The organism is Psychrobacillus sp. FSL K6-4046 (assembly GCF_038624605.1).
GTDB lineage: Bacteria > Bacillota > Bacilli > Bacillales_A > Planococcaceae > Psychrobacillus.
The window spans coordinates 71587-85097 of the sequence record NZ_CP152020.1 but is presented as its reverse complement, the minus strand read 5'-3'; the positions used below and the strand labels follow the sequence as shown (position 1 = coordinate 85097).

The following is a 13511-nucleotide window of genomic DNA, read 5'->3' as shown; positions in this document are numbered from 1 at the left end:
ATTAATACAGTTCGCCAAATAAAGTAAATTTTATTATTGACTACTCTTTTAAAATAAGCAGTTCACACACATTTCCATAATTACTAACCTACCCCTTTTACTACAGTACAAACAAAAATTTAAATTCTTGTCCTATATATTCTACGGGACTTTAGACTCTTATATACATTTGTTTTCAAAAATGAATCCATTTCGAGTAGCAGCATGGTATATTCCCGACAATCTCTTGCGTCGTCTAAAAAAAACGCCCTCCAATGTTAGATTCATCCAACACTGGAGGGCGGTTTAAAGTCTTATTTTTACTGTTCGCCATATATCCATTCTGCTTTATATTCCTGCCAGAATGATTCTTGTGTTACAGATTGATGTATTTGACTTAGTGCCAACTCTCTCTTTATATGACCTTCTACTTTCTCATAAGAGAATGCTTGTCCTTCAAATATATCCTTTACAAGTGCTATTGCATAACGGCCATCCTTCAGAGCGATAACTCCGCTAGTCTTTCCTTCTTTAACTTTCTCTAATGCCTCAACTAAAGCTTCATCTATCGAATCAGTACCTTTAGAGATATAACCCACGTCTCCACCTAAGCTTGCAGAACTTGGATCTGTCGAACGCTCTCTTGCCAGACCATCAAAGGACGATTCATCCTTGAGTTCTTTTAAAACAGCTTTCCCTTCCTCTTCTGTAGCCACGTAAATAACGCTAGTACGGTAGGAAGTTGGGATATTATATAGATTTTTATTATTTTCATAGAAATCCTTTATATCCTTTTCCTTTACATTAACATCTTTTGCTAATACCTTCTCTAAAATAAGGCGAGATCGAATTTTCTTTCGTAATATCTCATCGTCATATGCTTGAAGGGAAGTGTCTGTACCTTCCCTTGTGGACCTAATAAGCGCTAGCTCCAGATCTATCTCTGCGTCCGTTACTTTAATATCGTTTTTCTTCGCAGCAGCCTCCATGACTTCTGCGTTTACCATATCTAATAATACTTCTTTTCCATAAATTGTTTCCATGGAAGCCATCCATTGCTCTTTCGTAATAATCTTTCCATCAACTGAAGCGACTTCTTCGGATGCCTTTGCTTGTTGATCATTTGGTATTAACCAAGCTATAAACCAAAGTAAGTTTCCAAGTAAAAGTATACCTAGTACAATAAGTACCGGTTTCGTTTTTAAACGTCGTTTAGGTTGAGTTGGAACATTATTATGAATTGATTTCATCGATAAAAGACTCCAATTCATTTACTGAGTAATTATATTTTTCCATACAAAAATGACATTGAGCCTCAGCACCACCGTCTTCTTCAATCATGTCACGGATTTCACTTTCCCCAAGACTGATAATCGCACTACCAAATCGATTTTTAGAGCAATTACATTCAAACTGTACTGGCATCTCATTTAATATTTGAACGTTTTCTTTCCCAAGAATTTCAAATAAGAGCTCCTCTGGAGTCAATCCTCTTTCGATTAACTTAGACACCGGCTCCATCTTATTTAAATGTTCTTCTATAATTGTAATAGTCTCGTCATCTGTCCCTGGTAATAACTGAATGATAAACCCACCAGCAGCCAAAATGGAGTTGTCTGGGTTAACCAATACTCCTAGACCTACTGAGGACGGAACTTGTTCTGAAATAGCGTAATAGTAAGTGAAATCCTCTGCAATTTCTCCAGAAACTATTGGTACTTGTCCCGTGAAGAAGTCTCGCATTCCTAGATCTTTGACAATTGTTAAAGTACCCTCTGTTCCAACTGCACGACGAACATCAAGCTTACCTACTGAGTTTAAGTCGAAATGTACTTGAGGATTTGTTACATATCCACGCACCTCACCTTTAGCATTGCTATCGATGATCATAGGACCAATAGGACCATTTCCTTCTACTTTAACTGTTAACTTATCGTCACCCTTTAACATTGCTCCCATCATAACTGCAGCGGTCATAGATCTACCTAATGCCGCAGAAGCAGTTGGCCATGTTTGATGACGCTGCTGTGCCTCACCTACCGTACCTGTTGTACGAACTGCAAATGCTCTTACGCTTCCTTCAAAAGCTAAAGCTCTAACTAAATAATCATTCATTTTATCTCATACCTCTTTCATCTATATTTCGTTGATAAATTAAATACAATCCTTTTAACGTAAGAAAAGGATCAATCATATCCATAATCGTTGTTTCATTACCTATTAAAGGAGCAAGTCCTCCTGTAGATATAACTTTAGGATTCACTTTAGAAACTTTTTTCATCCTATTTACAATGCCCTCCACTTGCCCAACGTATCCAAATACGATACCAGATTGCATGGCGGAAACTGTATTTTTGCCGATTACATGGTCTGGAGTTGTAAGTTCAATTCTAGGAAGCTTACTAGCCTTTTCAAATAATGCTTCTGTCGAAATACCGATTCCCGGAGCTATAGCACCACCCAAGTATTCACCTTTTTCATTTACATAACAGTAAGTGGTTGCAGTACCAAAGTCCACAATAATTAAAGGTGCTCCATATTCATGAATAGCTGCTACTGCATTAACAATACGATCGGCACCGACTTCACGAGGATTTTCATATTTTATATTCAATCCCGTCTTTACACCGGGACCTACAACTAAGGGTTTTATACCAAAATACTTCTTACACATCGCTTCTAAGGAGAACATAATTGGCGGCACTACTGAGGAAATGATAATACCTTCTATTTGTTCGAAAGTTATATTAACATGAGAAAAGAGTGCTTTGACCTGCATCCCGAACTCATCCTCTGTTTTACGACGGTCCGTCTCCATTCTCCAGTGATGAATCAGCTGATCATTATGGTAAATTCCTAGGACAATATTTGTATTTCCTGTATCAAGCACAAGTATCATGAAGATTTTCCTCACTTTTACGTAGATTTCCAACACATCATACCATATTTCCCGAGAAATAAAAAAGCTGAGTGACTCGCCTAAAGACGAAAATCACTCAGCTATATATTTTATTTATCAGTTGGACGCTTTTCTTGAATTGGATCTGAAGTACTATCTGTACGTTCTTCTAGAATAGGACCTGTCTCATGAGACGTGCCCTTTTCTGATGGTAAATCACCGATTGTCGGATCAGAAGAAGCTCCTGTAGCATCGGAATCCTTTTCCTTACTCAAATCAACCTTTTGATCGTTTTGATCGTATTCACGAACAGGTAGTGTTCCATGCTCTTGTAAATGTAAAATTTGAGCAGCATCTAACGTTTCAACATCTAATAACGTATTTGCGATTAAATCTAACAAATCGCGTTTCTCTGTTAAGATCTGTTTAGTTCGTTCGTATTGCTCTTTGATCATCGTTTGCATCTCATGATCAATTTCATATGCAATCTTATCGGAATAATTTTGCTCTGAGTTAAAGTCACGACCTAGGAAGACATTTCCTCCTTGAGTTTGACCAAATTGCATTGGTCCTAGCTTGTCACTCATACCATATTCCGTAACCATTTTTCTGACGATACCAGTAGCACGTTGGAAGTCATTATGAGCTCCTGTAGAAACTTCTCCAAAGACGATATCCTCTGCAACACGACCACCAAGTAATCCTGAAACTTTATCCAAAAGCTCTGGTTTAGTCATGAAGTAACGATCTTCTTTTGGAAGCATTACCGCATATCCACCAGCTTGGCCACGAGGAACAATAGTTACTTTATGAACGACTTCTGCGTCATCTAGTGTTAAACCTACTACTACGTGTCCAGCCTCATGGAAGGCAACAATTTTACGTTCTTTTGGAGATATTACTTTCCCAGATTTAGCTGGTCCAGCAATAACTCGGTCTGTTGCTTCATCAATGTCTGACATATCAATTTTTGTTTTGTTTCTTCTAGCAGCTACCAGGGCAGCTTCATTTAGAAGATTTTCTAAATCTGCTCCAGAGAATCCTGGTGTACGTTGAGCAATTGCTTTCAAATCAACCGTATCATCTAAAGGTTTGTTGCGTGCATGTACTTGAAGCACTGCTTCGCGACCTTTAACATCTGGGCGACCTACTGTAATTTGACGGTCAAAACGTCCAGGACGTAGAAGAGCCGGGTCTAGAATGTCTGGTCTGTTTGTAGCTGCGATGATAATAATACCTTCGTTAGCTCCAAAACCATCCATCTCAACAAGTAATTGGTTTAGTGTTTGCTCACGCTCATCGTGACCGCCACCAAGACCTGCTCCACGTTGACGACCAACTGCATCAATTTCATCTATGAAAATAATACAAGGCGCATTTTTCTTTGCATTTTCAAACAAATCACGTACGCGGGATGCACCGACCCCAACGAACATCTCTACGAAGTCAGAACCACTAATAGAGAAGAATGGCACTCCTGCTTCACCAGCTACAGCACGTGCTAGTAACGTTTTACCAGTACCTGGAGGACCTACTAAAAGTATCCCTTTAGGTATACGTGCTCCAATTTCTACAAACTTGCGTGGATCTTTCAAGAAGTCTACAACTTCTACTAACTCTGCTTTTTCTTCATCTGCCCCAGCAACATCTGGGAATTTCACTTTTTTCTTGTCGTTATCATACAGTTTTGCTTTACTCTTACCGAAGTTCATCACACGGTTACCACCGCCTTGAGATTGGCTCAATAAGAAGAAGAATAAAATGATGATAATCAAGAAAGGAAGTAGACCGGTAAAGAACTGTACCCAGCCACTAGTTTTTGAAGTTTCAATAACATCAATTTGTACATTATTTGCAGTTGCTAGTGAATCTATTCTCTCTAGCACTTTTTCACTATTGTAAGGAAGTTTAGTTAAAAACTTTTCTCCTTCTTCATAGCCCTTCATAGAACCTTCTATAAAGTAAACTCCTTGTTCAGGTTGCATTGAAAAGCTAGTAACATCACCTTTTGAAAGTGAAGTCATAAATTCATCATAACGAATATTTTTAGTAGGGGTATTATTTGTATTGAACGTAGCAAATATTCCTACAATCACAAAAAATATCAATAAATACAATATGGCGTAGCGCAATGCTCGATTCATTCCTAGCCTCCTCACAAGGTAAACAGAAAAACTAATGATTATCTTAACATACGTTTTTTTTGGCGTACAATGAAAAGCCTTCTAAAAAAGAACAAAATTTTAAGGCTTTGTTCATATCTATTAATGACTTTCATAGAGCTTCGCAGCTTCTAATTTAAAAAGAGTAAACTTCTTTTTTAAGAACACCAACGTACGGTAAGTTTCTGTATTTTTCTGCGTAATCTAATCCATAACCAACAACAAAAGCATCTGGAACTATAAAACCAACATAATCAGCTTCTAACTTTACTTTTCTACCTGTCGGCTTATCCAATAATGTGACAATCTTAATAGATTTTGCTTTACGATACTTGAATAGATCCACTAAATAGCTTAATGTCATCCCACTATCAATGATATCCTCAATAATTAAAATATCTCGGCCCTCTACACTTGTATTCAAATCTTTTACAATTTTCACTTCACCAGAAGAAACAGTAGCATTTCCATAGCTAGAAACGTCCATATAGTCCATTTCGATGTATGTATCTACTCGTTTCATCAAATCAGACATAAATGGCATTGCACCTTTTAAAATTCCGATAGCAAGGGGAAATTGGTCCGCATAATCTGCAGTAAGCATAGCTCCAAGCTCATTTGTTTTTTCTTGAATTTGTTCTTCTGTTAATAAAATCTCTAGAATATCTTTCTCTAGCATTTCTAGTCCCCCTAGTCATTTATCTCGCTTTACAAACATCACATAGTTCTGCGAGCTGTGTTGCTTTGAAAATAATTCTCCGTAGCGTAAGCCAATTACTGCAATTATATCATTGTTAGCTTGCACAAGCAGTGGCCAACTCATCCTATCCTCTGGTAAGACCTTCTCATCGATAAATAGACGGGAAACTTTTTTAGATGAGGACATTCCCTTGATACGTATTCGATCACCTTGTACCTTCTGTCTTATAGAAAGCGGAAAGTGGTGGTTTTCTAATTGTACAAACCATTTCTCTTGGGAAAGATCGTCTGTTAAGTTTCGCGTTAAGTAGATGGAAAAGCCAGCACCGCAATTGATCCAACAATCTTCCGACAAAACAAATTCCCCACGTATAACAGGTGCCGTTTTATGAGCGCTAAATTGTATGTGGTTGTAATGGCGAGTGAGATGAAAAGCATTTGGTAAGTGTAATACCTCATTACCTTCATGATTATTGCAAGCGGCGAGAATGGATTCAATCAATCGATCGTTAAGTAGTATATCGGAGTTTTTGTATAGATACTCTAATAGTAGTAGAATCACTCTTCTTTGTAAAGCAATGGGAACTGTAGAAAAGCTTAGAGAATCTATAACCAATGCCCCTTCCTCATTAACCGTCACAAGCTGTTCATACTTTTTTGCCGCTATCTCTTGAAGGTACTTTTCATCCTGAAGCTGTTTCTCTACAAAATGCATTATGCGATCGCTTATATTTGGATTTTCTTCTTTCAAGAGAGGCACTAATCGATGGCGAATTCGATTCCTTGTATATGTATGTTTGTCATTGCTTGGGTCATGTCTATGAAGTTGTTGTTGGTCCTTTAGATAGGTTGCAATCTCTTGCTTTGTAACACCTAGAAAAGGACGGATTATTTGACCACTTGAAAAAGGTCTCTTTTTTGGAATCCCCGTTATCGTGGAGCTAATAGTACCTCTTATTAACGACATCAAGACATTTTCTATTTGGTCATCTGCATGGTGTCCCAGCAAAAGCTTGTTATAATTATAGGTTTCCATCACCTCATCGAAAAAGGAATAACGCTCCTGCCTACAAATAACTTGAACATTTCCCCCTTCTTGTTCTACTCTACTCATCACCTCTAACGCAGCAGAATAGAAAGGAAGTTTTAACCGATTAGCTAATTCCTTGACGAATTCGAGGTCCTCGGCAGACTCTTTTCCACGCAATTGATGATCTGTATGAACAATACCAAGCTCACAACTGTAAAAAACCGCAAGTTCCCTCATGGCTAGTACCACTGCAACAGAGTCTGTACCGCCAGAACAAGCGATAAGAAGACGCTCTTTTTCTTCAATCAATCGGTGCTGGTCTATATATTGCTTCACCTTTCGAACGAATGGATGCATCTTCTCATCTCTCCCTTAAAAATAATCTATCTTCATAATTCACTTCTCTATAAACATTTATACTAGTCTAGTGTACCATTTTTTCTTGAAATTTTGCGGCTTGTCTTGGTGAAAATATCGACCATTCCGGTACAGCATGCTTCACCTGCATAAAGATTACAGTTCTATCATCTCCTGGCAATGAGTAGGTTTCCTCTAAAATCTTCACAAATTTTTCTGCACTCATTGTAGGATCCTGTAACACCTTTTTGTAGTAGGCCTCCTGTTTTTCTATTGTTGTATTTGCTGAGAACACACCATCCGATAGCATTAATAATATATCTCCATCTTTAATATCGACCTTTTTCGCCTCTATTGAAAAAGTAGGCAAAAAGCCAAATGGCACATGCTTACTTTCAATTTTACGCATCTCATTACCTCGAATTAGATACGTAGACATACTACCAGCTTTCCAGGACCACAACTCTCCCTTTTGTAAATCTATTAAAGCCAGATCTACCGTAGCATAGCTATCTGAGTCATCTTGTAGACTCATCATATAATGCAATGTATGCATAGTTGTCTCAGGATCCATTTTCTTATGAAGACATTCCCTCATAAACTGCATTACCCTCCTACTTTCCCTATGTGCCTCTACATTATTACCCATCCCATCTGATAAAATAACTGCTAATAACCCCGGGTGTAGCTGGAAAACGGCATGTGCATCTCCTGAATAGATTGTATTTTTACTAGAAGAAGTAAATATATCGTGTGAAACACTAAATCGGACAGAAGATTTAAATGATACTTGAATATGTTCATATGGGTGATGAACTTCTTTCATCGAAGTTATTTCAAAAGGTTCCTTCCATAGCTCATATAAAATCGGAATTATTAACCTTTCCCCTATCATTTTACCTCTAGCTTCTATTGGCAAACAGCAGACTACCTCCATCTGACCCACATCAATGTTCAATACATCTATTTGATAAAATGGAATATTGCATTGCTGAAATTTCTGTTTCACCTCTTCCTCCTGCGATGTATACAACGCAACATTATTTTCTAAGTTGTTCATCAGCTCACTCATGTGATTTCCCATATCTCTCAATTTTAAGGCAAACATCTTTTTACCATGCTGCATTTCATAGGCTAGCTTTCTTTTCGCCTCCCTCTCCTTTAATTCGTGCATTATTTGTAATGGTTTAACGCATTTAAACTGCATTTTCTTTTCTAACTGTATCCTCGCTTTTTTAGGTTGCTCCTCCCACTGTTGAATTAGACTCGGTATGCCGTTTGATTTTGCCCCCCAACATTTTTCATAATGAAAACAAGACTGACAAGTTACTAATGCTTCTACCCTCTCCTCACTTGCTGCTTTAGGTTCAAATCGATCTGATATAAAACGCGTAATGAAATCCACAAAGTGTTGAAATTCCTGTAACTGATGATTCACCTTTTCAGTCATCCACTTCTGTCTTCTCAATAAGACATGCGTCGTGTCAGGATAAAGCTGTTCCTTCAAATCCTTAATCCATGCAGAAGGAATCATAAAAAAGATTAGCGAGGCCGCTACCAATGAGCCGATATAAACCGAATCTAGAGGTAACGTTCGATCATATAACAGAAAGAAAAATGTGGCTCCAAGCATACTGAATGCCTGCCAAAGCCTGCCAAATCTCTTATGGAGACCCGCTAAGAAGCCGGTCAAGGCATAAACCGCAATCATTCCACTAAAGCTTAAGGTGGAAATACTTAATACCGTGCCCGCCAGGACTGCCACAACAGTAGAAAGTTGAACACCTCCTACCGCGGCAGCAACAGCAATTACTAGATGTGCAAGTATTAATGGAACCGAAACATAACCAATGATAAAGGATGACATACCAGTTAGCACTAGGGCTCCTATTAATAAAGCAGAGCCCATCCTTTCCATTGTCCATTTTTTATGGATCAATTCGGGTAATGGAATGAATAACTGAAACAAAAAGATTGTCATGAACAAGCTCAATACACCTTCGTACCCTATCGCTAACCAAACAGAAACTGGAACTGAGCCCCCATATGAAGCGAATTGCCAAAGAACCTGGATCAATACGACATCTATTAATACAAATAAGGGAATAGGGATTTTATTTATCAGCTTCTTTCCTTGAAGCGTAAAGAAAATACCCTGAAATACATGAATCATCAATTGCCCTAATCCAAGCGTCAAGCTTCCTAATAGTGCTCCTGCAAATGTCCAAGGAATAAATCGTTGAAATCTTAAGCTAACCAATGCCCAAATAGGCAAGAAAAATGGTACTGACGCTTCGAATAGAACAACCTGGGCTAAGAAAAATGAAAGTACAAAGAATGTCGCCATTAAGGTTAAGGTGACCTTTCTTGCTTGAATATTTTCAACTACCCTTCTCCATGTGAAACTTCTTTTTTGCTCTTGTTCGTAAATAGTTTTCATATTGTATTCCTCCCTATTCAACTCATGTTCGAAGTATACCTAGTGGATCTCAAAAAGTATGTCTCTTCCTGGCACCACTCTCAAAAACTTTTCGACCTGATATACCACGTTTTGAATTCCCTGAAATATTGAATGATGCATTTGGCCCTGGACCACTCGAAAACCAACGTATTCCTAGGTTATTATCCGCACATAAATTGTCAGTTTTTTTCGTAAATGAATATTTATGAATATCTTTTTAAAAAAGTATTGACACTTTGTCCAAACGCTTGTAATATGATATTTGTTGTTATAACGGCGGCCTAGCTCAGCTGGCTAGAGCGTACGGTTCATACCCGTGAGGTCGGGGGTTCGATCCCCTCGGCCGCCATTTATACGGCCCCTTGGTCAAGCGGTTAAGACACCGCCCTTTCACGGCGGTAACACGGGTTCGAATCCCGTAGGGGTCATCTTTAAAAAGAGGTTGCATACTTGCAACCTCTTTTTTGTTATCCTTTTATCAAAGGAGGCAGGTAAATGTTTAAGAAGAAAAGTGATCCACTTGTAGTAGCTGAGCATTTTGTTCAGCAATACTTTCCTCATTGTCTAGGAGCCATTTTAGCTGGGAGTGTTGTTCGAGGAGAAGGTACCTCCACCTCTGATTTGGATATTGTAATATTCGATGAGCACATTCTCACCTCCTATAGAGAATCTCTATACTTAGAAGGATGGCCAATAGAGGTATTTGCCCATAGTTTGAGCTCCTACAAGCAATTCTTTGAGCTGGATTGTGAAAGGGCTAAGCCTTCCCTTCCAAAGATGGTCGCGGAGGGAGTGGTATTAAAGGGGCAAGGGGTATTGTCCCCTATTCAAGAAGAGGCTCGCGTACTATTGTCGAATGGACCGAGGGAATGGTCTAAAGAGACTATTACGATGAAACGCTATTTTCTTACAGATGTTTTAGATGATTTTATTGGCTGTACAAATACCCAAGAGGAGCTATTTGTCGTCCATTCCCTCTTAGATCTAGCCAATGAATTTGTATTAAGAACAAATCGGCAGTGGACGGGTACGTCTAAATGGGGGTATCGTGCTTTGAAACAATTTGACGAATCATTTGCAATTAAATTTACAGAAGCCTTCGATGCCTATTACAAGCATCGTGAAAAAGAGAAGATTGTCGAGATTGTCGACGAGATGCTTCAGCCTTATGGTGGGCGTTTGTTTGAAGGGTTTTCTTTAGGCAAGCCTACCAGTGATGATCACTAAGCATAGTTAACCTAATGCAACAGTTGGAGATATATCTGTACGATAATATATCGGAAAGACTATGCGCCTGCAAAGAAAAATGGAGATTATCATATTGTAGATCATTTATAATCTTCTAAACCTAGTGTTTAATTAGTTGATTCATATTAGAATCTTCAAATATTAATTCTTTCTAAAATTTTGTAGTAGGATACTTAAATCTTTCCAGAATGTATTTTTATATTGCTTGAAATTGTGCAGAACATTAATTTGCATAGTAGGAATACTAAGTGATTGAAGTGAAAGGCGGCGACTCCTGCCGGAATAGCATGAGGTGAAGACCCCGCAGGAGCGCAGCGACGAGGAGGCTGAGGCCATGCCGGCGGAAAGCGTCCGACTGGAACGGAAATCGCAATTTCTTATTTACTTCCCAAAGAACAAAACCCGTAGACCTTTTGAAAATTGTCTAACGGGTTTTTGAGAGGTTAGTTATTATATTCCGGTGTTACTTGTTTTTGATGATGTAGATCATGCTCGATGAAGTCTGTAAAATAATTTCGTATAGTACTTGAATGGTCACCAATATAAAAGTATCTATCCCATTCTACTTCATCAATTTTCTGAAGCTCTGCCATGATCGCTTCACGTTGCTTTTTTGCATGAGCAAGGGTTTCTTTAAATGTTTGTTCATGAGCAAGGGCTGCAGCTTTTGCATTGAAGTCTTCGAAATTCGGGTACGCTTGATGTTTTTCCCCTTCTTTCATTAGAGGTAGACGCTCCTGCAAGGTAAACTTATCCCACTCTGCCAGATGCATTACAATCTCGTTTGGAGTCCATTTCCCTTCTCTATAAGGAGTATTCCCTTCATCTTCACTCATCTTCTCAAGAAAAGTTAACCAATGTAAGTATTTTTGATGTGCATATAGAATTTCATCCTTAGTCATCACTCATCCTCCTACAATAAATTCCTAGAATTAACTATTCATACTCTTTTTCATGGTTGTACTAATTAAATATTACCTTAATTGTGTGTATTTTGAAAATATTTTAAATACAAAAGCTTTGTTTAAGTTATTGGTTGATTTTGACTGAAAATTTTTTTTATAGTGACTGTAAACATAAACAAAGGAACTTTCAAATGGCTATTAAGAACATAAATAGATGATGAAATTGGGGTTGGTGACAGTTTTTAGCTTTGTTTATGCGAGTAAATTTATTAGCGCTTTACCGATGCTAGTTCCCATTTATTGATTGGAGCGCCAGACGGCGACTCCTACGGGATGAGTGAGACAGATAAGACATCACAACCACGCGCGTAAGCGATGGGTGATGGCTTATCGCTCACCCCGTGGAAAGCGTCCGGCTGGTGCGGAAATCAATTCTACTCTCTGATTTAAGATTTCTTTGCATCATAAATCAACCCTAACCTTTAACATAGCCAATACAAAAAAGGCACTAGCTAAGCTAGCACCTTTCTACATCTATTAAACATTTTTTCTACCGATAAAACAGACAGCATGTTATCCTCGTTTTGCGCCTCTACCACCGCGTTTAGATTCAGTTGCGCGTTTTAACGTAGTCAAACGATCTTCACTATCCTTTAAGAATCTCGCCATTTTTTGCTCAAAATTCTCTTTGCTCGGACGATCACGATCGTTCGGGCGGTTATTACTGCGTGGACGCTGAGGACGTTCTGGTCTCTCTGGTCTTTCTGCTTGTGGCTTTGCTTTACGAATAGATAAGCCGATTTTGCCATCCGCTTCAACATTCATCACTTTAACTTCTACCATGTCGCCCACTTTTAAATGATCATTAATATCCTTCACATAGTTATCTGCAACTTCACTAATGTGAACTAGACCAGTTGAGCCTCCTGGAAGCTCGACAAATGCTCCGAAGTTAGTGATTCCTGTTACTTTACCTTGTACCTTGCTGCCTACTTCAATTGACATAAAAAAAATGCTCCTCCTTAAAATTTAAGCGGTCCTTAAAAAATGAATTTGTATAGTTTTTTTATACATATCCTATCTTTTATTATAGCTAACAAAAAAAGAGTGTCAACAAGACCACTCTCTTCAAATTGGTTTTTTTTAATTTACTTATCATTTTCCTCTGGAAGAGAGAAGATAATTTCGCCGTCCTCTGAAAGGAAAAACTCTTTTCTTAATAGCTTTCCGATGTAATCATCATCATTTAACTTAGAGATTTGAATTTTGAGCATTTCTTGGTCTTCTTGAACTTTTGCTAGTTCTTCTTCTACCTGGACCTGCTGTTCCTTTTTCTCTGCTAATGTTTGATGGCTGTTCACAAGGGTCATTATTAAAAATCCAGTTACCGCGATTGAAACGATAAAGAATGCTGCTAACCGTCTAAATAACCGAACTTTTTTAGATTTTATACGAGATTCGCGACGTTGAACAGAGCGTAAATAATCTGTATTTATAGATGCCACTTGTTTTTCATATGGTTCTTTTTGTATTTGTCTCTGCCTCACATCGTTCTCTCCTATCTTTTCTTATATTTTTTCTTATATTTTTGGTATCTTTTATTATAACTTATTTTTGGCAATTTCTGTAGTGCCAATAGCTTTAATTTTTTGTATGGAGTACGGAATGGTTTTATTATTAAACTGATAATAAGTATGATAAAAGATATAATTTTTCCAAGAATCCTAAAAATGGTCCGAATTATGAACCAAATCGGCTTTACTACCAAACG

At 38.1% G+C, this 13511-nt stretch carries 11 protein-coding genes and 2 tRNA genes; 3 read left to right on the top strand and 10 right to left on the bottom strand.

Annotation, left to right across the window (positions count from 1 at the left end):
- Nucleotides 1–299: 299 nt before the first annotated feature.
- From MKY09_RS00410 to MKY09_RS00380, 7 genes are all read right to left on the bottom strand, one after another.
- Nucleotides 300–1229 (bottom strand): peptidyl-prolyl cis-trans isomerase, encoded by a 930-nt coding sequence (locus MKY09_RS00410; RefSeq protein WP_169360373.1) that lies wholly within the window; start codon nt 1227–1229, stop codon nt 300–302.
- Nucleotides 1213–2094, bottom strand: coding sequence for an Hsp33 family molecular chaperone HslO (hslO, locus tag MKY09_RS00405; RefSeq protein WP_342567338.1), 882 nt, complete (start codon nt 2092–2094; stop codon nt 1213–1215). The genes MKY09_RS00410 and hslO overlap by 17 nt, the downstream gene beginning before the upstream one ends.
- A 1-nt stretch (nt 2095) precedes the next feature.
- Complete coding sequence (locus MKY09_RS00400; RefSeq protein ID WP_342567337.1) at nt 2096–2878, bottom strand: type III pantothenate kinase; 783 nt, start codon at nt 2876–2878, stop codon at nt 2096–2098.
- A gap of 110 nt (nt 2879–2988) precedes the next feature.
- A complete protein-coding gene (gene ftsH, locus MKY09_RS00395; RefSeq protein ID WP_169360370.1) occupies nt 2989–5022 on the bottom strand; it encodes an ATP-dependent zinc metalloprotease FtsH in 2034 nt (677 codons plus the stop codon).
- Between the two features lie 154 nt (nt 5023–5176).
- Entirely contained in the window at nt 5177–5719 is a 543-nt protein-coding gene (gene hpt, locus MKY09_RS00390) for a hypoxanthine phosphoribosyltransferase (RefSeq protein WP_169360369.1), read from the bottom strand.
- Between the two features lie 15 nt (nt 5720–5734).
- Entirely contained in the window at nt 5735–7126 is a 1392-nt protein-coding gene (gene tilS, locus MKY09_RS00385) for a tRNA lysidine(34) synthetase TilS (protein WP_340886203.1), read from the bottom strand.
- A 67-nt stretch (nt 7127–7193) separates the two neighbouring features.
- Entirely contained in the window at nt 7194–9566 is a 2373-nt protein-coding gene (locus tag MKY09_RS00380; RefSeq protein WP_169360367.1) for a SpoIIE family protein phosphatase, read from the bottom strand.
- A 296-nt stretch (nt 9567–9862) separates the two neighbouring features.
- On the opposite strand from MKY09_RS00380, the gene MKY09_RS00375 reads away from it, so the two are divergent.
- The 3 genes from MKY09_RS00375 (at nt 9863) to MKY09_RS00365 (ending at nt 10814) form a co-directional block, all read left to right on the top strand.
- Nucleotides 9863–9936: transfer RNA gene (locus MKY09_RS00375), tRNA-Met, on the top strand.
- Nucleotides 9937–9943: 7 nt separating this feature from the next.
- Nucleotides 9944–10015 (top strand) — tRNA-Glu (locus MKY09_RS00370).
- A 67-nt stretch (nt 10016–10082) separates the two neighbouring features.
- Nucleotides 10083–10814: a nucleotidyltransferase domain-containing protein gene (locus tag MKY09_RS00365; protein WP_169360366.1), complete on the top strand. Its 732-nt coding sequence runs from the start codon at nt 10083–10085 to the stop codon at nt 10812–10814.
- Between the two features lie 464 nt (nt 10815–11278).
- Here the strand turns inward: MKY09_RS00365 and MKY09_RS00360 are convergent, their stop codons facing one another.
- The 3 genes from MKY09_RS00360 to MKY09_RS00350 all read right to left on the bottom strand — a co-directional run bounded on the left by MKY09_RS00360 (nt 11279) and on the right by MKY09_RS00350 (nt 13287).
- Nucleotides 11279–11737, bottom strand: a complete 459-nt coding sequence (locus MKY09_RS00360; RefSeq protein ID WP_342560096.1) for a DinB family protein — start codon at nt 11735–11737, stop codon at nt 11279–11281.
- A gap of 576 nt (nt 11738–12313) precedes the next feature.
- The gene (locus MKY09_RS00355) at nt 12314–12745 is read right to left on the bottom strand and encodes a S1 domain-containing RNA-binding protein (protein WP_169360364.1); all 432 of its coding nucleotides are present in this window, start codon (nt 12743–12745) and stop codon (nt 12314–12316) included.
- 143 nt (nt 12746–12888) lie between these two features.
- A complete protein-coding gene (locus MKY09_RS00350; RefSeq protein ID WP_342560095.1) occupies nt 12889–13287 on the bottom strand; it encodes a septum formation initiator family protein in 399 nt (132 codons plus the stop codon).
- Nucleotides 13288–13511: the final 224 nt, after the last annotated feature.

Excerpts from the sequence above, each read along its gene's own strand:
- MKY09_RS00360 (WP_342560096.1), bottom strand. The coding sequence starts at position 11,737 with ATGACTAAGGATGAAATTCTATATGCACATCAAAAATACTTACATTGG.
- MKY09_RS00355 (WP_169360364.1), bottom strand. The coding sequence starts at position 12,745 with ATGTCAATTGAAGTAGGCAGCAAGGTACAAGGTAAAGTAACAGGAATC.
- MKY09_RS00410 (WP_169360373.1), bottom strand. The coding sequence starts at position 1,229 with ATGAAATCAATTCATAATAATGTTCCAACTCAACCTAAACGACGTTTA.
- MKY09_RS00380 (WP_169360367.1), bottom strand. The coding sequence starts at position 9,566 with ATGAAAACTATTTACGAACAAGAGCAAAAAAGAAGTTTCACATGGAGA.
- ftsH (WP_169360370.1), bottom strand. The coding sequence starts at position 5,022 with ATGAATCGAGCATTGCGCTACGCCATATTGTATTTATTGATATTTTTT.
- hslO (WP_342567338.1), bottom strand. The coding sequence starts at position 2,094 with ATGAATGATTATTTAGTTAGAGCTTTAGCTTTTGAAGGAAGCGTAAGA.
- MKY09_RS00365 (WP_169360366.1), top strand. The coding sequence starts at position 10,083 with ATGTTTAAGAAGAAAAGTGATCCACTTGTAGTAGCTGAGCATTTTGTT.
- tilS (WP_340886203.1), bottom strand. The coding sequence starts at position 7,126 with ATGCATCCATTCGTTCGAAAGGTGAAGCAATATATAGACCAGCACCGA.
- MKY09_RS00400 (WP_342567337.1), bottom strand. The coding sequence starts at position 2,878 with ATGATACTTGTGCTTGATACAGGAAATACAAATATTGTCCTAGGAATT.
- hpt (WP_169360369.1), bottom strand. The coding sequence starts at position 5,719 with ATGCTAGAGAAAGATATTCTAGAGATTTTATTAACAGAAGAACAAATT.